Source organism: Endoryza foliicola, assembly GCF_050589245.1.
GTDB lineage: Bacteria > Bacteroidota > Bacteroidia > Chitinophagales > Chitinophagaceae > Endoryza > Endoryza foliicola.
On the sequence record NZ_JBOBEW010000001.1, the window covers coordinates 621,675 to 645,757 of the forward strand.

A 24,083-nucleotide genomic window follows, 5' to 3' on the forward strand; every position below is an offset into this window, starting at 1 on the left:
TTGCTTGACTATTGCATTTTTGAAAAATCGCCCTTAGTTTTACCTCGGTTTTTCATAGGATATTGGATTTTAAAACGGGGCTGAATTTCCATTCGGGCCCTTTTTTATTTTATAGACTTTCCGTTCTTCAAAGCATAAGAAATCCCGCTAGCAGCTCTTGGTAAGAACCAAAAGAAACTAGCGGGACTTTTCTATAATACTTGATCTTATAAAACCAGTACACCTGCAGCAATAAACTGCAATTCTTTTTTGACTTTCGTTATTTTCTTCACTTCTTCTTCGCTCTTACCTGCATCTTGTGCATAGTCTTGTTGTTGTTTCACTGAAACTTCTTTTACAATAGCTTCGCCTTCCAATACTACTTTCTTACCAACGATGTTCTGAGGCATGAAAAAACCATAGTCTTTAAATTTTACCATCAGTGATTTTCCTTCGGTTGTTTCTACCTTCATCCAACAGCCTCTTTCTTGGCAAACCTCAAGAACTTTACCGGTGATCTTCCCTTGGTATTTCTCGTCTTTCAGTTTCTTTTCCAATTCTGCGGCAGGGATCGTTTTCGTATTAGTTGTTCCGGCGCCATAGGTGACACCAGCTTCGGCAGGAGTTATCTTTTCTTGACTAAAGGCCAATAAGCCCGTAAAAGCGCTAAAAAGCAGGGATAAAACGGTTTTTTTCATAATCGCATAGTTTTAGCAAATATCTGCTGCCTGAAGCCGATTTCCAAAAAACTACCAGTTCGTGGTATTGGTAAGGCCATTAAGATGAGGTTAAATTTGTATACGACAGAAATTTCAGCCTTTTCCTTGTCCTTTTTACCATTTTTACTCATGTGAGACGCCCTGTTGAGTCGCATCGGCAGGGCTTTCTTATAGCCTCCCCAAAAAAATTAGTTGTATTTTACTAAATTTATTAGTGTGAATAAGAATATTTCCCCTACCTTTGGTTTACAATAAATTTGAAAAATAAACTTACTACTATGTCTAACAGTGAAAAACTCAAAGCGCTCAAACTTACAATAGATAAGATTGAAAAGGATTTCGGAAAAGGAAGTGTGATGATGATGAATGAGAAGGGAGAAAGCCAAATGGAAATCGTTTCTACAGGCTCAATTGGATTGGATGCGGCCCTCGGTATTGGCGGATTTCCTAAAGGCAGAATCATTGAAATTTATGGTCCTGAATCTTCTGGTAAAACTACCATTGCTACGCACGTAATTGCAGAAGCTCAAAAGAAAGGTGGAATGTGTGCCATCATCGATGCGGAACATGCTTTTGATAGCGCTTATGCTCAAAGATTGGGTGTAGATGTAGACAATCTTCTGATTTCTCAACCAGATTATGGTGAGCAAGCATTGGAAATCGCTGATCGCTTGATTCTTTCAGGAGCGTTGGATGTAGTAGTGATCGACTCTGTTGCCGCCCTTGTACCAAAAGGTGAATTGGAAGGTGAAATGGGTGATAGCAAAATGGGTCTTCAAGCTCGATTGATGAGCCAGGCTTTGCGTAAGCTTACAGCTACTATCAGCAAAACCAACACCATTTGTATTTTCATCAACCAACTTCGTGAGAAAATTGGAGTGATGTTCGGAAACCCCGAAACAACAACCGGTGGTAACGCTTTGAAATTCTATGCATCTGTTCGTTTGGATATTCGCAGAATGGCGCAAATTAAAGATGGTGACGAAGCAGTTGGTAACCGAGTAAAAGTAAAAGTGGTGAAAAACAAAGTAGCTCCTCCATTCCGCGCTGCTGAATTTGACATCGTATTCGGAGAAGGCATCTCTAAAACAGGTGAGATCATTGATATGGGTGTTGAATTGGGTATCGTAAACAAAAGCGGTAGTTGGTTCAGCTATAATACCGATAAACTCGGTCAAGGTAGAGAAGCAGTAAAACAATTGTTGCGCGACAATCCTGAACTCGCAACAGAAATTGAAACAAAAATTCGCGAGAAGCTGAAAGAAATGCAGGCCGCGTAAAAATAGTACTGACGTTGTCAGTTGTAAATCGGTAATTTTTGATGGGTTAGTAAGTAAGAAGCGACGGTTCTCCGCCGCTTCTCTGTTTTATATCATCCGGTAATTCTAAAAGCATACAACGAAAATCCATTATTATTCCGATCGTGTGTTCCTTAACCGGCAAGTGGAATGCGGTGTGTTCCAATCCATACTGCGGCACGTTCTTTTCGATCGATCTTTTCATTGGATACAATGTAAGAACGATGTACCCGACTAAAATTGAATGGCTCTAATAAATCTACTGCTTCTTGCATGCTCATTCGCGATAATATTTTGTCGTTGTTGAGCACAAACTGTACATAGTTTCCGGCACTTTGAACGTATAATATATCGCTGATCTGTAGTTTTATTTGCTCATAGCCACTTTTAATAAAAACCGATTGGCTGCTTCTGCCTTCTAACCATTGGTATCTTTCTTTTGCTTTTGTACAAGCTTCTCTAAAGCGATCTCTCGAAAAGGGTTTTAGCAAATAGTCAACAGCATTGATTTCAAATCCTTTTACCGCATGTTCTGAATAAGCGGTAGTAAGAATGATCAATGGAATTTTTTTGAGCAATGACAAAAACTCAAAGCCGGAAATATCCGGCATTTTGATGTCTAGAAACAACAAATCGATTTCTTCTGTACGCAGGTATTCTAAAGCTTTCGAAGGCTGCGTAAATTGGGCTTTAAATTCTACAAAAGGAATGTCTTCTGCCATCGATTTTATGATCGATAATGCCATTGACTCATCATCAAGTGCTACCGTTCTAAGTGCTTTCATTTTTTCAAAATTAATGGATCTAATTGCTCATACAATTTTTCCTTTTCTGATGGGCGTGCTGCATTTGGAAACAGGATGTTTCCCATGGGATCAATAATTACATAGGTTGGATAGAGATTCGTTTTGCCTCCGGCTGCCTCAATTGGTTTCCAAAAATCTTCCATTGCCCTGCGGTTAAATCTATAATGATCGCCTTCCATACCATTGTATCGAACAAAATTCTTCCAAAATTGATCCTTGTCTTCTTCGTCTAGATCTAAGTAAACAAACTTTAGATCGGTTCCCTTATATCGCTCTTTGATTTTTTTCGCATAAGGAATTTCCATTCTGCATGGTCCGCACCAAGTACCCCAGAAATCCAGATAAACATAAGAGCCACGGTATTTTTCTAAGAGGCTTGCAAATGACTTAGTGCTAGAATCTGTTATAAAATGAATGTTTAGATTTGTCTCGTTGCTTTTTAAAGTCATTTCAATTGACTGATTTAAAGAATTTAAAGATTCGAGATAACTAGACTGAGGATAGGATTTTTGAAAAGCATCAGTTAGATATGCAACAGAGTGATTCCAGTGGTCATTGTAGGCATCAATGATCTTATTAAAGAGTATTTTCTCAGCTACATTTGGCTTAAAATGTTTTTTCGAATAGAGCCAATCAACGATGTATCTTTCGCCATATTTGTTGATTAAACTAGTGATAGAATCAAAAGAGAGTCCCAGTGTATCGCTGATTCTTTTTTTCATGGCTTCGGGATCTTTTTTCCTTCCCATAGCAATGCTGTTAATGGAGTACTGAATTCTAAAATCTGTAACCATTCCTCCATATACACTATTCGACAAGGTTGCTGCTGATGGTATGGGCAGCCACTTCATAACATTTACCAAGAAGCTATCAGTTGCGGGGTTACTACTATTTCTTAAATCGATTCTTCCTAAATCATATAAGTAGCATTGCGCAAGGTATTCAACTTCCTTACTGAGCATTGCTTTATAAACCGGTTTTACTTTAGTTTTCTGAATCAATGCTTTTTTTACTTCCACTTCTTTTATTTGAACTTCCAGCACTTGATCAAGTAGTTCCTTGTAACCCAAATTCCGATAGATGTTTTCTCTTCCATGAAGTTTCTGGTAAAATGGGATCGAATCAAATCCTAGTTTTTGTAATAGTTCGTTGGCTGATTTAAGTGAACCCGAGAATTGAAGTGTAGGACCAATTTTGATATCCAGCTTTTCGTTTGGGGCGATCATGATCCTGAACTCTCTTCCTTCCGATTTTAGCAACGCAAAATGAGCTCTTTCAAGTGGAATGGAATAATGCTTTGGTTTGGAAATAACTGTTCCGAGTTCAATTGCAGGACTCGAATAGTTTCTATCTGCAATAAGAGGGATTAACTGATAAGCAGAACTGTCGTTCGATTCAAGCGTCAATGAAAAGTTTTGACAATAAGATCCTAGTCCCGCTCCTAGCAGGATTGATAATAATACGAATTTCATGGCTATACTGTTTTTATCAGCAATCGAACAATGAATTGCTGGTTAATGGAGTGAATGATCAATTCATGTTGTTTGGGGTAGAGCAGTTCCAAACGTTCTCGCACATTGTTGATTCCAATTCCGTGGCTATTTTTTTCCGGATCACTGTGGCTCTTTTCTAAAATTGGATTTGTGACTTCTACATATACAGAATCGGTTGTAGTATGAATGGAGATTTTGATATATACCTCTTGCTCCAAACTAAGTCCGTGCTTAAAAGCATTTTCTATAAATGGTACGATGAGCATGGGGCTAATTTGCTGATGTAAATGCTCCGCTGAAATGTCCAATTCAATTTTGATCAAGTGATTTCCTTCCCAACGCTTTTTTTCGAAGTTCACGTAGGATTTAATAAAGTCCACTTCGTCTTTGAGCAGAATATACTTATTGCGTTGTTGATCCAGAAGATAACGCATCATATTGCTCAAATTCAACAAGCCCTCACCTGTTAAAGGAGCGTTTTCTTGTATAGACGCGCCGTATAAATTATTTAATGCATTGAAAAGAAAGTGTGGGTTTACTTGTGCTTGTAAGTATTGTAAACTGGCGGTGGTGGTGGATAGACTTTCTTTTAAGTCTAAAATTTCAGACAATTGTTTTTTGTAGAACTGGTAAGCAACCAATGAAACCAGCGGGCTTGCAACTACCAAAAACAACCACAATAAGCTAATTACAGGTCCGGCCAAATGACTGTCAATAGCAATAAAGGGAATGCCAACGAATATGGTTAAGGCTGTTGGTAAAATAAGCTGTCGAAGCAGCTTCTTCCAAAATCCGAGGTTTTTTGATGCTTCAAAGCGAGGGAACAAATAGAAAGTATTAAAATAAACGCAAATGATTAAAGGGGCTAAGAAGCAGACGAAAAAGATGGCGGCGCCGTCGGACCTAAGAACTCCAAGTGAAGCGAAAAAGAAAAAGATGCCTAAATAAGCGTATAGTCCAAGAACAATTCTATTCAATAGAACTATCTTAAAATCTTTTTGGTGATCAGCTAAGAGAATCGCTCGAATTACAATTTCACGAACACTATAGTATACAGTTAATAAGAACACAGTTACTAACCCAAACATCATTCCAAAGTTCAATGAACGTTGCTGAAGTGAACTCCCTCCATAATTTTCGATCTTTAATTGATAGGCATGGCTTAACCAATACGATTCTGTGTTGATCAGAGCACTCACAATAAAGCATACAATTAATAATGTAACAGCTTTTATTGAGCGAAATTTTTTTCCATCAGTTCCAAAAAGTATAAAATGCCCAAGTAATACAATGAGCACAATTGAGCTGATTTGAAGAAACTTCGGAAGCACATAAAAGGGAAATGGTTCGAATACCAAATTGAGCTCCGAGAATTGAATCTTCATGGAATTGGCTTCAGCCGACCATCCACTGATCGGTTCAACAATAAGGCCAATTAAGAAAAAAGCATAGGTAATGAGTGTAAAATAGAGATCGTATTTCCGCCACTTGATTTGCATGATAAAAGATTTATGCAAGAATACCTTGCCATCGTTCCAAGCGGAAAAATAAGTGATAAAACATTCAAAAAATGGTACGAAATAAAAAAGGCCGGTATTCCGGCCTTTTCGTTTATTCTCTTTCAGGAGCTAAAGATACTTTTTCAGGAGATCTCCATAAAGAAGAAAGCAACAGCTCTCTCATGAATAAGAACTCCTTCGGAAGTCTGTCGTAGAGCTTTGAAAACAATTCCTCGTGTGATAATAATTCTTGTTTCCATGTTTCGCGATCAACTAGCATCATATTATGGAAAACTTCTCTATTGAAGTCTTCTAAGCCATTCCAGTCCATATCACGGTAACGAGGTCTCCAGCCAATTGGGCATTCAACAGCGGCGGCTTTTCCTTTCACTCTTCCAACAATCCATTTCAGCACGCGGAGGTTTTGACCAAAGCCCGGCCATACAAACTCTCCCTTTTCATTTTTATTAAACCAGTTTACGCCAAAAATTCTTGGAGCATTGGGTAGGTCGCGTCCAAATTGAAGCCAATGATTAAAATAAGATCCCATATGATATCCCATGAAAGGCAGCATTGCATATGGGTCACGACGCACTTTTCCAATTTCTCCAAACGCTGCGGCAGTCATTTCACTACCCATAGTGGCAGCTAGATATACACCAAAACTCCAGTTGAAGGATTGGTAAACGAGTGGAACAGCGGTGCTTCTTCTTCCACCAAAAATGAATGCCTCAATAATAACACCCTCAGGGTTTTCCCAGTTCTCATCAATTGCAGGGTTTTGATATGCCGGCGCAGTAAAACGAGCATTGGGGTGTGCAGCAGGTTTGCCACTGCTTTTATCATAAGGTTTGCCATGCCAATCGGTCAATCCATCGGGCACTTCTTTGGTCATACCTTCCCACCAAACATCACCATCAGCTGTAATGGCAACATTGGTAAAAATGGTATTTGCCTTGATAGACTCCATTGCATTCGGATTTGTTTTGGCATTCGTGCCTGGAGCTACGCCAAAATATCCTGCTTCCGGATTGATTGCATAGAGCTTACCATTTTCGCCTTTATGGATCCAAGCAATATCATCTCCTACAGTACTCACTTTCCAATCATCCATTCCTTTCGGCGGAATCATCATTGCAAAATTGGTTTTACCGCAAGCACTTGGAAAAGCTGCCGCCACATACGTTTTTTCGCCTTGTGGATTGGTTACACCGAGTATAAGCATGTGTTCTGCAAGCCAACCTTCTTCCTGTCCCATAACTGAAGCAATTCGGAGTGCAAAACATTTTTTACCAAGCAATGCATTACCACCATATCCACTGCCGTATGAGATGATCAAACGCTCTTCAGGAAAATGTGAGATGTATTTAACGGTGGGGTTGCAAGGCCATTTACTGTCCTCTTTTCCGGCTTCCAATGGAGCGCCATTGGTATGAACACATTTTACAAAACCATGTTGGTAGATATAGGGCAAAATGGATGCGCCCATTCTCGTCATGATTCTCATGTTCACCACCACATATTCAGAATCTGTTATTTGAACACCATATCTTGATAATGGAGATCCTACAGGTCCCATGCAAAAAGGAATCACATACATGGTTCTTCCTTTCATGGCTCCGGCAGTTAAGCCTTCCAAAATGTTTTTCATTTCTCGAGGTTCCATCCAATTGTTGGTGGGTCCTGCATCTTCTTTTTTTCTACTACAGATAAATGTTCGGTCCTCTACACGTGCAACATCACTAGGGTCACTGAAGCAGGCATAGCTGTTGGGGCGTTTTTCAGGGTTGAGTTTGATAAAAGTTCCTTTCTTCACTAGCAAATCGCATAAAGAATCGTATTCTTCCTGACTGCCGTTGCACCAATGAATATTGGTAGGTTGTAAATGATCCGCCATCGATTTGATCCAGCCCTCTAATTCGGCCTGGGCTGTTGAATGTTCTTTCGATGGAAACACAGAATAATGATACATAACAAGCTTGATTCGTGAGAGAATAAAAAACTAACGAATGCAAGTTAATTAAATTATATTTGGAAAGAATGATATTGATAGTCAATTAGTATGATTTGCCTCATAGCACAATTTTGCTTCATAAAATGAAATGGTTTTGGAAACTTTTCTGGCGATTGAAAGGTTGGTCAACTCAAGGCACCATTCCTTATAACGAACCTAAACTTCTGTTATTGGTGGGGCCTCATACAAGTTGGATGGATTTTGTAAATGGGTTGGCAGCTCGTTCTGTATTAAATATTCCCCACATTCGATTTATCGGTAAAAAAGAGCTGTTTGATGGCCCATTTGGTTGGTTTTTTTACGCAGCCGGTGGTAAGCCGGTTGATCGAAAATCTTCGCATGGGGTGGTGGGAGAAGTGGCGCATTTATTTAATACGCATCCTAAATTTTGGTTGGCAATGGCGCCAGAGGGAACCCGAAAAAAAGTGGACGGTTTACGAACCGGTTTCTATCATATTGCATCCGAAGCGAAAGTGCCCATTTTATTAATTGGAATGGATTATGAAAAAAAGAAGTTGATTGTAGACAAGCCCTATTTGCTTACAGGGGATCAACAGAAGGATTTTGAATACATCTATTCTTTTTTTGGTGACATCAAAGGCGCCTTCCCTGACCAAGATTTAAGGCATCTCAAACCTTTGCGTAAATTTTGAATTTCTGGAGAGTTTTTTGTTAAAATTGATGGCAGAACTTGGTTTAGCCAATACCTTTGCACTCCAAACATTCAAAACCAATTGAAATGACAAGTAGATTTTTATTACTGATCGTAGCTGTCGCAAGTTTAAGTTCTTGCGTAAGTACAAAAAAATTTAAGGCTGCTGAGGCTGCGGCTTTAGCTAAGTACAACGAGTTAAATGCTGCTTACCTAAAATTACAAGGAGATGTAAAATCTTGTAATGATGATAAGAATGAACTGGCAAAAAAGAACGCAGGTTTAACAGCAGAAGTTGATGGTTTAACAAAACAAATCGCTTTCCTCAAAGAAAACAACACTCAAGCGTTGAAGCAATTACAGGATCTATCTGTAATCTCTGCTCAACAAGCTGAAAACATTAAGAAGTCACTTGAAAACATCGGTGCAAAAGACAACTACATTCAAACGCTTCAAGAGCAAATGGCTCGCAAAGATTCATTAAACCTTGCTTTGGTTATGAACTTGAAAGGTGCTGTTGGAAGCATGGATGATCAAGACATCAACATCAAAGTTGATAAAGGTGTTGTATACATCGATATCTCAGATAAACTTCTTTTCAAAAGCGGTAAATATGAAGTAACTACTAAAGCTCAAGAAGTATTGGGTAAAGTTGCCGCTGTTTTGAAGAATCAACCTGAATTAGAATTCATGGTAGAAGGTCATACTGATAATGTTGCTTACAGCAATGGAGTTTTGGTTGACAACTGGGATTTGAGTGTGAAACGCGCTACTACTGTGGTTCGTTTGTTGCAAAAGAAATATGGTTTGAACCCTGCTAAAATGGTTGCAGCCGGCCGTGGAGAATACAAACCACTGGTTAGTAACGATACAAAAGAGAACAAAGCCATCAATCGTCGTACACGTATTGTTGTATTACCAATGTTGGATCAGTTCTTCCAATTGTTAGAACCAAAGAAATAATTAGCTCATGCTATAAAATAAAAGGCCGAAGTATTTACTTCGGCCTTTTATTATTTGTAAGGTCTATTAAGCATTCATCAATTTTTTCTTCCAAAACTCAACTGTTCGCGACCAAGCTAATTTTGCTGCAGCTTCATTGTATCTCGCGGTTGAAGTATTGTTGTGAAATGCGTGATTCACACCGGCATACATATAGAGTTCGTAGTCAATTTTGTTTTCTTTCAAGGCGCTTTCATATGCGGCAATCCCTGCGTTGATGCGTTCGTCGAGTTCTGCATAGTGTAATTGTACCGCACCTTTAATCATTCCCACCTGAGTGGATTCAGGTTGTCTGCCATAGAAAGCAACAGCAGCCTTCATATCGGCACTGTTTACGGCTAATTGATTGGCAATACCTCCGCCCCAACAAAATCCTACACAACCTATTTTTCCGGTACTGTCGGATCTCTTCGCAGCATAAGCAACGGTGTCTTTGAAGTTTTCTAAATTGGCTGCGGCGTCTAGTTTGGTAAATAAGGCTCGTGCTTCGTCCTCATTAGCAGGTGTTCCACCAAACGGAGAAAGTGCATCAGGCGCAATTGCAAGAAATCCCTCTTTTGCTGCTCTTCGAGCAACATCTTCAATATGCGCATTGAGTCCACGGTTTTCATGGATCACCAGCACTGTTGGGTATTTGCCTGCTTTTACAGGACGGGCAATATAGGCATTCATATTACCCGACTTTACCGAAAAACTCACTTTTTCGGTAAAAAGTTCTTCGTCGATTTCCGAGGTTTCTGCAATCGTGTAATTGCCTTCTAGATTGGGCAATACATTCAGTGCGGCCGTTAAACTACCGGTTAGCAATACCAAACGTTTGAGGAAAACCTCTCTGCTGAGTGGTTTGTGGGTGTACTCGTCGTAGAGCTTGATAATTTTAGGATCCATATCCTAATTTACTGCATTTTAGCCTACCTCTCCTTTAGAAACTTGTTGAACGGCGGCACGTACCAGATCATTCTCGAATCCTTTTTGAAGTAGGTGATCGGTGGTTTTAGAGAGCTTAACAAACTTGTTAACACCTGGACCGCTTACAGACTTCCATTTTTTCTCTGTTAGGCGTTGTAGACAATCCTGGTATTCTTGCTCATCAATGGCTTTCAATGCTTTTTTTATGCAATAGGGACTTACCCTTTTTTGCTTTAGTTCATAGGTGATTTTCACTCGTCCCCACTGTTTCATTCTAAATTTCCCACCGGCAAATTGAATCGCAAAACGCTCTTCGTTTAAATAGTCCTCCTCAATCAACTGCGATAAAAGCGTTTCCACGTCTTGCTTATAGAGTCCAAATGAATAGAGTTTTTCCTTCACTTCCTGGTGGCAGCGTTCTTGGTAGGCACAATAGTGGCGAGCTTTCTGAAGGGCCTGCTCTTTTGTAAACGTTCGTTGAAAAGGCATGACGCAAAATTAGCCCATTTCCTCCCCGTTTCCGCCCAAATTAGAGGTGAAAAACAACTGATTTTTACCCCCAAAACCTCCTAGAAATAACAGTTGTGCCGTAAAATCACAGGTAATCCACTATTTCGTAACATTTCACCGCTTTTAGCTAAAAATCAGTAGTTTCGCCCCCTATAATAATTATTAACTCTGTTTATGAAGTTCATCGTTTCGTCCTCAGCATTATTGAAGCAATTGCAACAGATCAGTGGGGTAATTAATGCAAACACTGTACTCCCTATTCTGGAAGATTTTCTTTTTGAAGTAGAAAAGGGTAAGTTGACAGTAGTAGCGACTGACCTTGAAACTGTAATGAAAATTCAATTGGAAGTTGAAGCAAAAGATAGCGGTAAAGTGTGTATCCCTGCAAAAATCTTGATGGATTCACTCAAAAATCTACCTGATCAACCGCTCACTTTTAATATCGATAAAAACTTTGGTGTTGAAATCACTTCCGATAATGGTAAGTATAAAGTGATGGGAGAAAATCCAGATAATTTCCCTAAAGAACCGGCTGCTGATGATACCTCATCCTTCACAATGACCTCTAGCGCCTTGGTTACCGCCATCAACAAAACACTTTTTGCTGTGAGCACCGATGATCTTCGTCCGGCAATGACAGGGGTGTTTTTCGAAATGGATAAAAAGTTCATCCAATTTGTTGCTACAGACGCACATCGCCTTGTTCGTTATAAAAGAACAGATGTTGCTTGTCCCAAAGCAGGCAACTTGATCGTTCCTAAGAAACCTCTTACTTTATTGAAATCGGCTATGCCCGATAATGAAGACGAATTAACTATTAGCTACAATGCGAATCACCTTTTTGTTCAACATGGAACTACTCAGTTGAGTTGTCGTTTGATTGATGCTCGTTTCCCTGACTACAAAGTGGTAATTCCTTCTGATAACCCATACAAGTTGAACGTAACGAAAGCCGATTTCCAAAGCGCTCTTCGTCGTGTAAGCATTTTCAGTAATAAAAGCACTAATCAAGTTGTTTTGAACATTACCGGTAGTGAATTGCAATTGGCTGCACAAGACGTTGACTTCAGTTTCGAGGGTAACGAAAGAATGAAATGTCAGTACAATGGCGAAGACCTTCAAATTGCCTTCAACGCGAAGTTTTTGATTGAAATGCTGAATGCTGCTGAAAGCGATGATATCGTTATGGAGCTCTCTACTTCTACTAAGGCCGGTATCATTAAGCCAACCGATCAAGGCGAAAGCGAAGATTTGTTGATGCTGGTAATGCCTTTGATGTTGAACAGCTAATACAATTCCAGTAGAAATACTTTATATTAGTTCCCGCGAGTATTCGCGGGAATTTTTTTTAAAGCTTGTTATATGCAAAACTTTCTCGAATTCTTCAGTCATATCAAAACCTGGCAATTGTTTTTGTGGGTGGCTTTTTGGATGGTAGGATTTGGTTTATTAGAGCAACTGATACCTGTTTTTGGTTTTCAATACAAAAGATGGAAGCATGCAGGAGTGAATTTGAGCTTCTTGCTCACTACCGCAGTAGTGAACTTTATTGTTGGATTAGCAACAGCAGGTGTTTATACATGGGTTCAAGATAAACAGATTGGAATCATTCACTGGGTTCCAATGCCCATTTGGCTTCAACTACTTGTATCAATTTTATTATTGGATTTTATAGGAATGTATTGCAGTCACTACGTGCTGCATAAGTACAAATGGTTTTGGAAGTTTCACATGGTGCATCATAGCGATACCCATGTAGATGTTACCACCGGAACACGCCATCATCCCGGCGATTGGTTGATACGTGAAGCGTTTGCACTTACTGCAATAATCATTACCGGAGCGCCTGTTGCCTTTTATTTTGTGTTTCGATTCTTGAATGTAATTTTTACTTATCTCACGCATGCCAATATTCGAATTCCAGCTTTTTTAGAGTCCTCGCTGGGCCTTATTTTCGTAACACCCAATATTCATAAATTCCACCACCATTTTGAACGTCCTTGGACAGATACTAATTTCGGAAACATCTTTTCACTATGGGACCGACTGTTTGGAACTTTTGTAAATGGAGATGTTACAAAAGTGAAATATGGACTAGATGTATTGGAAAATCGTTCTGATGAAAATGTACTGGAACAGTTAAAACTTCCTTTCGACTCTAGTATCAAAACAGATTATTAGCAGCAGAAGCTTCATTCACTTAATTTTGCAACAAATAAGATCAATGAAGAAAGTTGCGATGATTCCCGCCCGATACGCGGCTACTCGTTTTCCGGCTAAACTTATGCAAGTGCTTGGCGATAAATCAGTGATTCGTCATACGTACGACAATACCATTGCTACCGGCTTGTTTGATGAAGTGTGGGTAGTTACAGACAGTGATATCATTTTCAATGAAATTGTTTCTAACGGCGGTAAAGCGGTGATGAGTAAGAAAGAACACGAAAGCGGAAGCGATAGAATTGCGGAAGCTGTTGCCGGTATGGAGGTTGATATTGTAGTGAATGTTCAAGGCGATACACCTTTTGTGAAGAGAGAACCGTTGGAACGCTTGTTGAATTGTTTCAACGACCCTTCCGTACAAGTGGCGTCTATGATGCAGGTATTAACCAAGCAGGAAGAAATTAATGATCCTAATTTTGTTAAAGTAGCGGTCGACAAAAACATGAACTCATTGTTTTTTAGTCGTTCTGTAATTCCCTATCCACGCGATACAAAAGCAGCTCTTACCTATTATGAACACATTGGTGTTTACGCATTTACCAAACAAGCTCTGTTGAATTTTACAAACTGGCCAATGACGCCATTGGAAGCCGCTGAGAAAGTTGAATGTTTACGTTATTTGGAATATGGTGTACCCTTGCGAATGATTGTAGTTGATTATATGGGTGTGGAAATTGACACGCCTGAAGATATAGCCAAAGCCCTAAAAGTATTGGGTTCATAAAAAAAGGGTCTCGAATTTTCGAGACCCCTTTTTTATTCTTTATCAACTAATTTCTTTTCAAGATCCTCCAAAGAAACACCTTTGGTTTCAGGTACTTTGGTAAGTACCCAGATGAGTTGTAATACCATCATGATTGTAAAGAAAACAAAGATGATATAGGGTTTGTCTTTTAAGATGCCGTCTTTGTCGTCTAAGAAAACAGGTGTAATCAATGTAATCAATGCTGCAAATACCCAGTGAACACTCGCTCCGAAACCTTGCCCCACAGCTCTTACCGAATTGGGGAACACTTCTGAAATAAATACCCAGATCACTGCACCTTGACCAATGGCATGGGCTGCAATAAATAATAATATGAAAAATAATAGAATGCTTGGAGAAGCTGCAGCATAGAAACACCAAGCAACGGCTGCTAAGCTAATGATGTACCCAAAAGAGCCAATTACCAATAAAGTCTTTCTTCCAACCCTGTCAATTAAGTACAATCCTACAAAGGTGAACAGCAAATTGATTCCTCCAATGGAAATGGACTGAAACAAAGAATCTTTGGTAGCTACTCCGGCTCGCACCAATAGTTCGGGTGCATAATAGAGAATGAAGTTGATGCCGCTTAATTGGTTAAAAAATGCTACCCAGAAAGCAAGCATGAGTATGCGTCTGTATTTTGGTTTTAAGATAGAGTCATTGGATCCGGCAACATGCTTTCCTCCTTCTTGAATTTCTCTTATTGACTGGTCGATATCTTCAGTTCCTAAAGTGGCCAACACTTTTTTGGCCCCTTCGATATCATTTTTCGAACTAATTAACCAACGAGGACTTTCAGGAACCGCCATTACAAAAACAGTATATAAAACCGATGGTATCGCTAGTACTCCCAACATCCATCTCCAATCATTGGCGCCATCAAAACCTTGTAGGAAGTAGTTCGATAAGAAAGCGATCAGAATACCAAACACGATATTAAACTGATACATCGCTACCAGTCTACCTCGCATTTGTGCCGTTGAAATTTCTGAGATATAGGTAGGTGCTACAACAGAAGACACGCCAATTCCAAGTCCACCAAGAATTCTAAAAATGGAGAAAGTGTAAGGGTCTTGGGCCAAGGCAGATCCAAAGGCCGAGACTGTATAGATAATTCCAATAGCTAACAGTACTTTCTTTCTGCCATATTTTTCAATGGGCCCTCCGGCAAATAATGCACCGATTACAGTACCCCACAATGCAGCAGACATGATAAACAACCCGTGAAAGAAGGGTGTAGTGTGCCATAGCTCTTTAATGGGAAGGTTCGCACCTGAAATAACTACAGTATCGAACCCAAAGATAAACCCGGCCAAAGCGGCCACAATGGAGTACATAAACAGTTTAGCCTTATTCATATGCAGCAAGTTTGATTCTAAGATAGGGAAGAAATTAAGAATTAGGAACTAACAATTAATAATATATACTAATATCCTTGAATATCTTTAATTCATAGCTTGAGATGTTTCTGTACTTTTGCAATCAACTATTGTAGTTCCTACTATGAAATTCAGAAACTTTAAAATGGTGGGTTACGTTGTATATGGACGTGGCTCATTTAACCAACTCGACGAAATTTTAGCTCCGCAAAGAAAAGGCGACGCGCCAATGATCTTCTTGGTAGATCATTTTTTTGACGGAAAGCCCTTGCTGAACAGAATTCCTGTAAGAGGAAAAGATAAAGTGATTTTGGCCGATGTTACTTATGAACCTAAAACAACACAGGTTGATGCCTTGGCCAAACAATTAAAAGAAGAGTTTGGTACCGTTAGTGGAATCATCGGTATCGGTGGAGGTAGCACCATGGATTTAGCCAAAGCGGTTGGCCTAATGATGAACAACCCCGGCTCTTCAGCTGATTATCAAGGTTGGGATTTGGTAAAAGTTCCCGGCGTTTACAAGGTGGGAATCCCTACCCTCAGTGGCACCGGCGCTGAAGTATCGAGAACAACCGTATTAACGGGTCCTACTCGTAAATTAGGCATGAACTCCGATTTCACTCCTTTCGATCAAATTGTATTGGATCCGGAATTAACAGCCAATGCTCCCGCCAATCAGCGCTTCTATACAGGTATGGATTGCTATATCCATTGCATCGAAAGCTTGGAAGGAACGTATTTGAATGAGTTCAGTAAGAGTTATGGAGAAAAAGCACTCCAGCTATGCCAGAAAGTATTTGTTGAGAAAGATACATGGGATGATACTTGTGACGATATGTTGATGATGGCCAGTTATGCCGGTGGTATGAGCATCGCTTATTCTCAAGTTGGAGTTGCACATGCAGTAAGTTATGGCTTAAGCTATTTACTAGGAACCAAACACGGAATTGGTAACTGTATTGTAATGAATCACCTGGAAGAATATTATCCTGCCGGTGTGAAAGAATTCAAATACATGGTAGAGAAGAATCAAATTGAGATTCCTACCGGTATCTGTAAAGGACTAAGCGATGAGCAGTTCAATAAAATGATGGATGTGAGTTTGGGCATGAAGCCTTTGTGGGAAAATGCCCTCGGAGCTGATTGGGAAAAAATTATGACGCGCGATAAACTCCGCGCGCTTTACGAAAAGTTATAGCATTAAAAAAGCCCCGGTCCTAAGATCGGGGCTTTTTTATGAGATTAGTAATCTGAATAAGCTGTGGCTTTCATCAACACAATATTGACCTTGCTTACATTTTTTTCGTAGTACTTATTGCTTATCAGGGCTTTCCATTCAGGTGAATCGAAGAACTCTTTCCAATGTTGTTCTCTTGCTTCCATGCTTTCAAAACTCGTCATATACATAAGATTGGGCATTCTGGAGCCGGCAAGTACATCACCATAGAAAATTGCATTAAAGTTTAGGCGCTTGAAAAGTGGAATTTCCCCCCCCTCATTGAACATTTCTACTTTATTTCGATAATACTTTTCAGTAGGACTTTCATAACTTCTAAGCTCGTAGATTTTCTTATCTACTCCATTACTTAAGTTTGGTAATTGAAATTTTGTAGCTAATCTAAATCCTTTTAGAATGATGGTCTCCATTCTATTGTAAGGAGGATTGTCGTGACTCGCATTGATGTATGTCGCGCCCTCTTTTTGATAGTCTGCATTGGCCAGCAAAGCGGCTGGTAATTGAACCAATTGATCTAGCTTGCTGAGCGTACTCACTACCACCAATAACTTGTCGGACGCCGTATCGTTTGCGATCGGTTTGAATGCGCCTACTTGTTTAATCCCAAATTTTTTCGCGGCAGAGATATACGCTTTTGAAAGATAATTATCCAAAACTGCTTCTTGTTCAGCGGTTTTGAAATGATATACATAAATTTGATAGTAGTCTGAGTTTTTAGTAGAAGTGGCTTGTGAAAAAGAAGACCAAACCGTGAAAGCAAATAATAAGCTGAGTAACCATTTCATATTTCAAGAATTAGACTGTAAATGTAGACCAAAAAAGCAACCTATTCAATTAAACAGATATTGAACATGAGTGTTCGAAAACAAACCAAGAAATACCTTAAATATTTGTACCTGCCCAATTTATTCGGAACAGACCGTACCAAGGAAATTTTGCAGGTAAATCCAACCATCGCCCCAGTTCGCCAGGAACCCGATCGTATTGTAATTAACGTTTATGACTATGATGCAGATACTATTGAGAGTAAGGAATTGAATGCCATCGCCGCTTGTTTTCCTTATAAGAATAGCAATAAAATTACTTGGATCAACGTAGACGGCCTACGCAAATCTGATGTCGAAACAATTAGCAACCATTTTGGGATTCACCTGCTTTTGCAAGAAGATATCTTAAGCATGAACCAGCGGCCAAAAATGGATGACGTAGAAGGGGTCTTGTTCTGTTTATTGAATATGTTGTATTATAACTCCGAGAAGAATACCGTAGAAACAGAACAAATAAGTATCGCATTGGGGAAAGACTTTGTTATTAGTTTTCAGGAAGATGCAAGCAGAGATGTGTTTAACCCACTACGCCATAAACTCAGTATCGATAGAAGTCAAATTCGGCAAAGAAGTGCCGCCTACTTGCTTTACAATATGATGGACTTGATTGTAGACAACTACTTCACTGTGATGGAAAAACTTGGAGAGCAAATTGAGTTGGTAGAGGAAGAAGTGGTTCGGTCCAGCAACACCCAAAGTTTGGCTAAGATCAATCAATTAAGAAAAGAGCTCATTGTATTGAAACGTAATATTGTACCGGTCCGTGATTTGTTGGGAAGCATCATTAGGAGTGAGAGTGAATTACTAGATGATCGAACCAATAAGTATTTCAAGGACGTTCACGATCATATTATTCAAGCGCACGACTTAACAGAGAACTACCGAGATATTATGGTGAGCATGCAAGACCTCTACATTAACAATGTAAATCTTAAAATGAACGAGGTGATGAAAGTGATGGCAATAGTTACTTGTTTACTAGCGCCCGCAACGGTTATAGGAGGAATATTTGGAATGAACTTCGATAAAATTCCCTACTTACACAATGAATACGGTTTTTGGCTTGCCGTTGGGACCATGCTTTTTATTCCAATTTGGATGATTACAGTATTTAAAAGAAGAGGTTGGTTTTGATCAACTCTCATGAATACTCATAATTGGAATATGTGATTCCTTCACCAATGCAGCACTTCTGCTTTTATGGAACAACGATTCCCAGAAAGGATGTTTTTTGGGCAATACAATTACAAGGTCTAATTGATTTTTGATTGCAAATTGATCAATTCCTTCAGCAAATCCACTTTCAGGTAGGAAATGATATTTGGGTTTTACAGATTCGAGGATGGTTTCTAGGTAAGCTGATTCTAAAGCAGCCTCATCAAAATCCTGTTCTTCATCACGTATGTTTAATACATGAAGTTCGGCATTAAAAGTACCAACCATTTCTTTGATAACATTCACCGGTGTAACGTTTACTACATCTCTGAAATCGCAGGCCAGTCCCATTTTAGAAATGTGTTTGTAACTAACGCCTCTCGGAATTGCAATTACAGGATAGCTAAGATGCTTTATTGCGTGTAAGGTTGTGCTGCCAAGAAAGATTTTCTCCAAACCTAGATTGTCTTTCGAACCCATAATCACTGCAAACGGTTTCAACTCTTCTGTTTTTGTTTTCAATTCCTCAACTGTATCTCCTAAAACAGCCTCTATGGATATTTGTAGTGATTCTCCATAAACATGTTGAAGGGATGCTCGGAGGTTTTGGAGTTGTTCCAAACTTGCTTGATGCATTTCTTCAACACTAATAGAAGCTACCGGAACTTCTGCTAAAGCTACCGGTATTTGATATGCATGAAACAATAGAAGTGAAGCATTTATCTCTTTAGCCATATCGGCCGCATATAAAGCCGCATTATGAGCTACCGGTGAAAAGTCTGTTGCAACAATGATTGTTTTCATACCCATTGATTTTGTTAAGTAAAGCTACTAGATTGAAACGGTTGGATGTAATGACTTTCATCATACGGCACTTTGATTTTATGGAAAAATGGTGGAATCACATCCCATTGGAAACAACTTGCTATGGCTGAAATTACTAGCGCCACATCCGGTTCAAAGCCCGGTGTAGGTAAATCAAAGAAACTGTCGACAAGGGTTGACTTAACGCCCATGGTTGATCTCGGTTTTCTGCTAATAACCTTCTTTATTTTTACAACTACTATGGCACTCCCGAAGGCTACTGATCTGAAAATGCCGGATGACACGCCCACACCAAAGCCCAATAAACTTGAAGATAAGTATGCATTAACAGCCTGCTTAATGGACAACAACAAGGTATTTTACTACCGAGGCGCACTAGAGGACGCAATAAAATCGCACTCGTATTCTATCACAAACTATGATGTAAAAGCGGGTTTTGGAGAAGTAATTCGAAATATACAGAATGATTTAAAAAAGCAGCGCTATAATAGAGATGATCTGATGCTTTTAATAAAGCCGTCTTCTAAAAGTACCTATCAAAATACGGTAGATGCTTTAGATGAGGTTATGATCAATGAAATGAAACGGTATGCAATTATTGATTTTCCAAAAGACGAAGAGGAATTAATTACTTCATTGATGAAGCAAAATAACTAGCCACCCGTTCTCGAAGGTTCATCTGAATACTTACATAATACAAATTGATATCACCAATATGATAGTTATTGGTTCGTAACAGAAAGCTACCGGGAAAATTCGGTTTACGCGTCCAGAGTACACCATTGCTTACTTGTGCGTCGGCTACACGGCGCACAATTTTATTAAACTTCGTTAAAACAGCGCCGGGATTATTAGATCGATTCACTTTAGTTGTGTCGGTTGTCCAAGATAAAGGATTGGTAATCCACCAGGGTTCTTCCTCGGTTTGAACAAAGCTAGGCGTGAATCCTATTTTATACGTTCTCCATCCACATATACACTGTGTTTCTTCCGGTGTTTTGCACAAGGAAATTGATTGGTAGTTTTTGCCAGGTATATACATTCCTATTAAGTAGGCGGCTATCAATTGTTTTTTTAGCGAACTGCCATCAATCAATTCTTTTATTAAACGTATGGCATGTGTGCTACCTTGACTATGTGAGGCTATTATAAAAGGTCGACCTTGTATTTCATTTATAAATTTAGTAAAAGCATTTTTAACATCGGAGTAAGCAGTATCAAAAGCCCTCAATGCTGTTACAGTGTCGGTTGTGAAATAAGACTTGATGTGCGCCTGTCTGTATCTGGGCGCATACAAATCATATTCATTGAAAGCGCTTGCTTGAAATAGTATTGAAGAGTAGTCGGTTTTTGCATTCAGTTCTGCGTCATTTAAAGAAGCATTCCAAATTTCATTTTTGTAATCGGTTAATGTAGTTGGGTGTACAAAGAAAACGGCAACGCGCTTGTCGACCTTATGATTTTCTTGTAGTGGATGAGGAACACTATCGGAGGGGTCTGATTTTAAGGGATGAGCTGCCCAATAGTAGAGGTCACTGTAATTAGGGTTTTCGGTTTTACCGGCTACTTGATAGCCTGATACATATTTTTTATACGTTGGTGCACAAGAAAAGAGCACAATGCTGGTGAAAAGGAGAAAGGGGATAAGTCGTAAAGCCACAGTTGAAAGCTAATTTAGAGCCAAATTTACCCCATTTTTTCGCCATTTATCATTTTGGAGAACCCCTCTTCAGAAATCCATAAATTTTTTTTATTATCCTGGTGGTTTTATAACTATATATATATCAATAAGATAGATTTATAACAGCATCTCTAGCACGACTATTACTAGAAAAAAATTAGTACTATGTGTTGCATAGTACAATAAAATGCCCTTATCTTTGTATTGTCAATGAATAAATGATTGAAGTGCGCCGAAGTTGAAAAAGAACCTTATTCAAACCTTATTCTTGGAAAAATCAATTTCGGCCACTTTTTAAAAACAGAAAGTATATGAATATAGAGAACACACAGAGTCAGATGCGAAAGGGAATTCTGGAGTTCTGCATTCTTTCGATCATTCGCCGCGGGGAAGCTTACCCAAGTGATATTGTTGAAGAAATGCGAGGAGCGAACCTTCAGATTTTGGAAGGCACCTTGTATCCCTTGCTAACTCGTTTGAAGAATTCTGATATGTTAACCTACCGCTGGGTGGAAAGTAATTCAGGACCTCCCCGCAAGTATTTCTCGCTTACGCCCAAAGGAGAGGCTTTTTACAACGAATTGGCCACTACCTGGAACGAACTGGCGAACGCAGTGAACACCTTAGCGAGTAAACGAGACTCGCTTAGCAATAACATGAATCCCGGATCTTTTGAAAACCCAACTAACTTCTAACCTTCAACCAACACAAACTTTAAACAATGAAAAAGGTCATCAATATAAACTTTCAAGGCAGGGTGATTCCTATTGAGGAAACTGCGTTTGAAATGTTGAAACAATACATCGATAGTTTGCGTAAGTATTTCGCAAATGAAGAAGGCAGCAATGAAATTATCAATGACATTGAAAGCCGTATTGCAGAATTGTTTGGGGAGCGTTTGAAAAAAGGGGTTACCTGCATAACAGATGAGGACGTAAACACGATCATTGCGAATATGGGTCGCCCGGAAGATTTCGACGCTGTTGAAAACGATTCTACGTATACACAATCAACAAAAACTGAGTCAAACACTTATTCCAATCAGCAATCTACTTCTAATTCCGGTAGTAGCACCAACTATGGCTCTACTACTGAGGCCAGAGGCCGTTTGTATAGAAATGACGATGATAAGATAATTGGTGGTGTAGCAAGTGGCTTGGCCAATTACTTCAATATTGATCCGGTTGTACTTCGGATTGTATTTGTGATTTTATTCGGTGCTCTATTTTGGGTGTACCTCTTGCTATGGGTTGTAGTTCCATCAAAATCAATGCACACCAATGTTACGAAACGCTTGTTCCGTAGTTCTGAAGAAAAGGTAATAGCGGGTGTGGCCGGTGGTTTAGCTGCATATTTTAATGTAGCCGTTTGGATTCCCCGTTTGATTTTTGCTTTCCCGCTCATCTTTGGAATCTTCTCAGGAGTTACAAATTTCTGGTGGGATAGCTGGGACATTTGGATGGGTCCAAGAATCATCACTGGATCACTGGGCACCACTTTGTTCTTTACCTATGTTGTACTATGGATTGCTGTTCCGGTAGCAACTACAGCTGCCGAAAAGCTTGAAATGAAAGGTGAAAAAATTGACGTGAATTCGATCAAAGAAACAGTGAAAGCTGATATCGAAAGTTTCAAGACCAGAGCAGAGAAATGGAGTCAAGAAGTAAAGCAAGATGCTGAGCGTTTTGGAGAAAGAGCAAAAGAATTTGGAAAACAAGCGGGCAGTTCTGCACGTAATTTTTCTCAAGAAGCTGCTCCAATTGCGAGAACAGCAAGTTCAGGTATTGGACACATTATCAGTGTCATTTTTAAAGCATTCTTCCTTTTTATTGGCGGTATTATGTTACTAGCATTATTCGGAGTTCTTTTAGGTTTATTGGTTGGTGGTTTTGCCATCATCCCCTTGAAAGACTTCATCATCGCAGGTTTTTGGCCTAACCTGTTAACTTGGGCCACCCTTATTCTTTTCCTTGGCGTTCCAATTGTTGGCTTGGTTACAAAACTCATCCGTAGCATTATGGGTGTGAAAAGTAAGAAACCTTATTTAAGTATGGCTTTTGGGTTGCTTTGGACCGTTGGATTGATCAGTTTGATTTTCTTGATCTCAATGGTAACTAGAGAGTTCAAAACAAAGGACAATGTTGAACAGGCAGTAGTATTACAAAAACCTAGTACCGACAAATTAATCGTTGACGTAGAGAAAAGAACTTGGAGAGACAATCGCAACGAATTCTGGGGATGGGATATGGACGAAGATTGGACTTTTGCTGATGGTGATAGAGATTCAGTGTTTTTGAATACTGTAATGATCGGAATGACAGAAAGCAAAGACAATGAGTTCCATGCTTACCTACTGAAATCTGCTAGAGGAAATACCACAGTAAAAGCTAGACAAACCGCCGAAAAAATTCATTTCAATCTTGTTCAAAGGGACAGTTTACTTGTACTTCCTTCTCGATTCTCTGTGATGCGTCAGGATAAGTTTAGAAATCAACAAGTAGTATTGATATTGGAAGTGCCTGTTGGAAAGAAAGTAAAATTCGGCTATGATATTGAACACTACAATTACTTCGATATCAATGTTAGAAGAAGAGGCATCAGTATCAATTCTTATGACAATGACTACGATACTTGGAGAGGATTGTATATCCCTGAAGCAGGAAGAGAATATGTAATGACCAACAAAGGAAACTTTGAAGATGTTTCCAGAATGGATCAAGATGCTCTTAAAAGAGGCGAATACAAGATAAAAGATCAGGAGCCTGCTAAAGAGGAAACACCCAATGGAAATACAAAGCCAGAACAAAAGGGTGGTAATTACAGATACCGTGATACAAAGCCGGAAGTTACTGTGGATACTGCTGTAAAAGCAACCACTAAAATTAAAACCAAAGAAGTGGGGGATTTGATCTCCAACCAAAAGAATAGCCATGAAAAAGAGGAAATTGATGAACTCGCTTCTTACGATATTTTCGCTCGAATGTTAGAACTGTAGACACCCGCCGCCGCATCCATTAGGGCTGTTGGCGGGGTTGAAGTTGGAACAAAAGGCCCCGGTCGCGGGGCCTTTTTCTTTCATTGGATGCCAACATTCCTTGTTTTATTTTTGCGCTTCAAAATCTTGCTT

Annotated in this window: 22 protein-coding genes; 11 read left to right on the forward strand and 11 right to left on the reverse strand. The window is 39.4% G+C overall.

The annotated features are described in order from the left end of the window. Positions 1-206 precede the first annotated feature (206 nt). Positions 207-677, reverse strand: coding sequence for a DUF4920 domain-containing protein (locus tag ACQ2HE_RS02650; protein WP_430894833.1), 471 nt, complete (start codon positions 675-677; stop codon positions 207-209). Positions 678-976: 299 nt separating this feature from the next. On the opposite strand from ACQ2HE_RS02650, the gene recA reads away from it, so the two are divergent. Next, positions 977-1,978, forward strand: a complete 1,002-nt coding sequence (recA, locus tag ACQ2HE_RS02655) for a recombinase RecA (protein ID WP_430894831.1) — start codon at positions 977-979, stop codon at positions 1,976-1,978. 152 nt (positions 1,979-2,130) lie between these two features. On the opposite strand, the gene ACQ2HE_RS02660 is transcribed toward recA, so the two are convergent. From ACQ2HE_RS02660 to ACQ2HE_RS02675, 4 genes are all read right to left on the reverse strand, one after another. Then, positions 2,131-2,781 carry a LytR/AlgR family response regulator transcription factor gene (locus tag ACQ2HE_RS02660; RefSeq protein ID WP_430894829.1) on the reverse strand — a complete coding sequence of 217 codons (651 nt, stop codon included), beginning with the start codon at positions 2,779-2,781 and terminating at the stop codon, positions 2,131-2,133. Continuing rightward, positions 2,778-4,274 (reverse strand): TlpA family protein disulfide reductase, encoded by a 1,497-nt coding sequence (locus tag ACQ2HE_RS02665; RefSeq protein ID WP_430894827.1) that lies wholly within the window; start codon positions 4,272-4,274, stop codon positions 2,778-2,780. Before ACQ2HE_RS02665 ends, ACQ2HE_RS02660 begins: the two co-directional genes overlap by 4 nt. A gap of 2 nt (positions 4,275-4,276) precedes the next feature. Continuing rightward, positions 4,277-5,794 (reverse strand): sensor histidine kinase, encoded by a 1,518-nt coding sequence (locus tag ACQ2HE_RS02670; RefSeq protein WP_430894825.1) that lies wholly within the window; start codon positions 5,792-5,794, stop codon positions 4,277-4,279. 112 nt (positions 5,795-5,906) lie between these two features. After that, entirely contained in the window at positions 5,907-7,766 is a 1,860-nt protein-coding gene (locus ACQ2HE_RS02675; RefSeq protein WP_430894823.1) for a phosphoenolpyruvate carboxykinase (GTP), read from the reverse strand. Between the two features lie 125 nt (positions 7,767-7,891). Between ACQ2HE_RS02675 and ACQ2HE_RS02680 the strand changes: the two genes are divergently transcribed. Both ACQ2HE_RS02680 and ACQ2HE_RS02685 read left to right on the forward strand, forming a co-directional pair. Beyond that, positions 7,892-8,461, forward strand: a complete 570-nt coding sequence (locus tag ACQ2HE_RS02680; protein ID WP_430894821.1) for a 1-acyl-sn-glycerol-3-phosphate acyltransferase — start codon at positions 7,892-7,894, stop codon at positions 8,459-8,461. An 86-nt stretch (positions 8,462-8,547) separates the two neighbouring features. Next, positions 8,548-9,423, forward strand: a complete 876-nt coding sequence (locus tag ACQ2HE_RS02685) for an OmpA/MotB family protein (RefSeq protein ID WP_430894819.1) — start codon at positions 8,548-8,550, stop codon at positions 9,421-9,423. A gap of 66 nt (positions 9,424-9,489) precedes the next feature. Here ACQ2HE_RS02685 and ACQ2HE_RS02690 read toward each other — a convergent pair whose 3' ends face one another. Next, positions 9,490-10,350, reverse strand: a complete 861-nt coding sequence (locus tag ACQ2HE_RS02690) for a dienelactone hydrolase family protein (protein WP_430894817.1) — start codon at positions 10,348-10,350, stop codon at positions 9,490-9,492. A gap of 18 nt (positions 10,351-10,368) precedes the next feature. Then, positions 10,369-10,860, reverse strand: coding sequence for a regulatory protein RecX (locus ACQ2HE_RS02695; protein ID WP_430894815.1), 492 nt, complete (start codon positions 10,858-10,860; stop codon positions 10,369-10,371). Positions 10,861-11,055: 195 nt separating this feature from the next. Here ACQ2HE_RS02695 and dnaN point away from each other — a divergent pair, with 195 nt between their 5' ends. The 3 genes from dnaN to kdsB all read left to right on the forward strand — a co-directional run bounded on the left by dnaN (position 11,056) and on the right by kdsB (position 13,828). Next, the gene (gene dnaN, locus ACQ2HE_RS02700) at positions 11,056-12,171 is read left to right on the forward strand and encodes a DNA polymerase III subunit beta (RefSeq protein WP_430894813.1); all 1,116 of its coding nucleotides are present in this window, start codon (positions 11,056-11,058) and stop codon (positions 12,169-12,171) included. Positions 12,172-12,243: 72 nt separating this feature from the next. Next, positions 12,244-13,062 carry a sterol desaturase family protein gene (locus tag ACQ2HE_RS02705; protein WP_430894811.1) on the forward strand — a complete coding sequence of 273 codons (819 nt, stop codon included), beginning with the start codon at positions 12,244-12,246 and terminating at the stop codon, positions 13,060-13,062. Between the two features lie 43 nt (positions 13,063-13,105). Next, positions 13,106-13,828 carry a 3-deoxy-manno-octulosonate cytidylyltransferase gene (gene kdsB, locus ACQ2HE_RS02710; protein ID WP_430894809.1) on the forward strand — a complete coding sequence of 241 codons (723 nt, stop codon included), beginning with the start codon at positions 13,106-13,108 and terminating at the stop codon, positions 13,826-13,828. A gap of 32 nt (positions 13,829-13,860) precedes the next feature. Here the strand turns inward: kdsB and ACQ2HE_RS02715 are convergent, their stop codons facing one another. Continuing rightward, the gene (locus tag ACQ2HE_RS02715) at positions 13,861-15,210 is read right to left on the reverse strand and encodes a sugar porter family MFS transporter (protein WP_430894807.1); all 1,350 of its coding nucleotides are present in this window, start codon (positions 15,208-15,210) and stop codon (positions 13,861-13,863) included. A gap of 145 nt (positions 15,211-15,355) precedes the next feature. Between ACQ2HE_RS02715 and ACQ2HE_RS02720 the strand changes: the two genes are divergently transcribed. Then, on the forward strand, positions 15,356-16,429 hold the full coding sequence (locus tag ACQ2HE_RS02720; RefSeq protein ID WP_430894805.1) for an iron-containing alcohol dehydrogenase family protein: 1,074 nt from the start codon (positions 15,356-15,358) through the stop codon (positions 16,427-16,429). 44 nt (positions 16,430-16,473) lie between these two features. Here the strand turns inward: ACQ2HE_RS02720 and ACQ2HE_RS02725 are convergent, their stop codons facing one another. Then, entirely contained in the window at positions 16,474-17,253 is a 780-nt protein-coding gene (locus ACQ2HE_RS02725) for an NIPSNAP family protein (protein WP_430894803.1), read from the reverse strand. A gap of 66 nt (positions 17,254-17,319) precedes the next feature. Between ACQ2HE_RS02725 and corA the strand changes: the two genes are divergently transcribed. Further along, positions 17,320-18,429, forward strand: a complete 1,110-nt coding sequence (gene corA / locus ACQ2HE_RS02730) for a magnesium/cobalt transporter CorA (protein WP_430894801.1) — start codon at positions 17,320-17,322, stop codon at positions 18,427-18,429. On the opposite strand, the gene ACQ2HE_RS02735 is transcribed toward corA, so the two are convergent. Further along, a complete protein-coding gene (locus tag ACQ2HE_RS02735; RefSeq protein WP_430894799.1) occupies positions 18,430-19,254 on the reverse strand; it encodes a universal stress protein in 825 nt (274 codons plus the stop codon). A 123-nt stretch (positions 19,255-19,377) separates the two neighbouring features. On the opposite strand from ACQ2HE_RS02735, the gene ACQ2HE_RS02740 reads away from it, so the two are divergent. Next, positions 19,378-19,932 (forward strand): ExbD/TolR family protein, encoded by a 555-nt coding sequence (locus ACQ2HE_RS02740; RefSeq protein WP_430894797.1) that lies wholly within the window; start codon positions 19,378-19,380, stop codon positions 19,930-19,932. Here ACQ2HE_RS02740 and ACQ2HE_RS02745 read toward each other — a convergent pair. Next, complete coding sequence (locus tag ACQ2HE_RS02745) at positions 19,904-20,935, reverse strand: DUF3089 domain-containing protein (RefSeq protein WP_430894795.1); 1,032 nt, start codon at positions 20,933-20,935, stop codon at positions 19,904-19,906. The genes ACQ2HE_RS02740 and ACQ2HE_RS02745 overlap by 29 nt on opposite strands. Positions 20,936-21,267: 332 nt before the next feature. Here ACQ2HE_RS02745 and ACQ2HE_RS02750 point away from each other — a divergent pair, with 332 nt between their 5' ends. After that, entirely contained in the window at positions 21,268-21,651 is a 384-nt protein-coding gene (locus tag ACQ2HE_RS02750; RefSeq protein WP_430894793.1) for a PadR family transcriptional regulator, read from the forward strand. Between the two features lie 26 nt (positions 21,652-21,677). After that, entirely contained in the window at positions 21,678-23,951 is a 2,274-nt protein-coding gene (locus ACQ2HE_RS02755) for a PspC domain-containing protein (RefSeq protein WP_430894791.1), read from the forward strand. Positions 23,952-24,083: the final 132 nt, after the last annotated feature.

Coding starts and splice junctions, on each gene's coding strand:
- ACQ2HE_RS02650 (WP_430894833.1), bottom strand. CDS start 677: ATGAAAAAAACCGTTTTATCCCTGCTTTTTAGCGCTTTTACGGGCTTA.
- recA (WP_430894831.1), top strand. CDS start 977: ATGTCTAACAGTGAAAAACTCAAAGCGCTCAAACTTACAATAGATAAG.
- ACQ2HE_RS02660 (WP_430894829.1), bottom strand. CDS start 2,781: ATGAAAGCACTTAGAACGGTAGCACTTGATGATGAGTCAATGGCATTA.
- ACQ2HE_RS02665 (WP_430894827.1), bottom strand. CDS start 4,274: ATGAAATTCGTATTATTATCAATCCTGCTAGGAGCGGGACTAGGATCT.
- ACQ2HE_RS02670 (WP_430894825.1), bottom strand. CDS start 5,794: ATGCAAATCAAGTGGCGGAAATACGATCTCTATTTTACACTCATTACC.
- ACQ2HE_RS02675 (WP_430894823.1), bottom strand. CDS start 7,766: ATGTATCATTATTCTGTGTTTCCATCGAAAGAACATTCAACAGCCCAG.
- ACQ2HE_RS02680 (WP_430894821.1), top strand. CDS start 7,892: ATGAAATGGTTTTGGAAACTTTTCTGGCGATTGAAAGGTTGGTCAACT.
- ACQ2HE_RS02685 (WP_430894819.1), top strand. CDS start 8,548: ATGACAAGTAGATTTTTATTACTGATCGTAGCTGTCGCAAGTTTAAGT.
- ACQ2HE_RS02690 (WP_430894817.1), bottom strand. CDS start 10,350: ATGGATCCTAAAATTATCAAGCTCTACGACGAGTACACCCACAAACCA.
- ACQ2HE_RS02695 (WP_430894815.1), bottom strand. CDS start 10,860: ATGCCTTTTCAACGAACGTTTACAAAAGAGCAGGCCCTTCAGAAAGCT.
- dnaN (WP_430894813.1), top strand. CDS start 11,056: ATGAAGTTCATCGTTTCGTCCTCAGCATTATTGAAGCAATTGCAACAG.
- ACQ2HE_RS02705 (WP_430894811.1), top strand. CDS start 12,244: ATGCAAAACTTTCTCGAATTCTTCAGTCATATCAAAACCTGGCAATTG.
- kdsB (WP_430894809.1), top strand. CDS start 13,106: ATGAAGAAAGTTGCGATGATTCCCGCCCGATACGCGGCTACTCGTTTT.
- ACQ2HE_RS02715 (WP_430894807.1), bottom strand. CDS start 15,210: ATGAATAAGGCTAAACTGTTTATGTACTCCATTGTGGCCGCTTTGGCC.
- ACQ2HE_RS02720 (WP_430894805.1), top strand. CDS start 15,356: ATGAAATTCAGAAACTTTAAAATGGTGGGTTACGTTGTATATGGACGT.
- ACQ2HE_RS02725 (WP_430894803.1), bottom strand. CDS start 17,253: ATGAAATGGTTACTCAGCTTATTATTTGCTTTCACGGTTTGGTCTTCT.
- corA (WP_430894801.1), top strand. CDS start 17,320: ATGAGTGTTCGAAAACAAACCAAGAAATACCTTAAATATTTGTACCTG.
- ACQ2HE_RS02735 (WP_430894799.1), bottom strand. CDS start 19,254: ATGAAAACAATCATTGTTGCAACAGACTTTTCACCGGTAGCTCATAAT.
- ACQ2HE_RS02740 (WP_430894797.1), top strand. CDS start 19,378: ATGGCTGAAATTACTAGCGCCACATCCGGTTCAAAGCCCGGTGTAGGT.
- ACQ2HE_RS02750 (WP_430894793.1), top strand. CDS start 21,268: ATGAATATAGAGAACACACAGAGTCAGATGCGAAAGGGAATTCTGGAG.
- ACQ2HE_RS02755 (WP_430894791.1), top strand. CDS start 21,678: ATGAAAAAGGTCATCAATATAAACTTTCAAGGCAGGGTGATTCCTATT.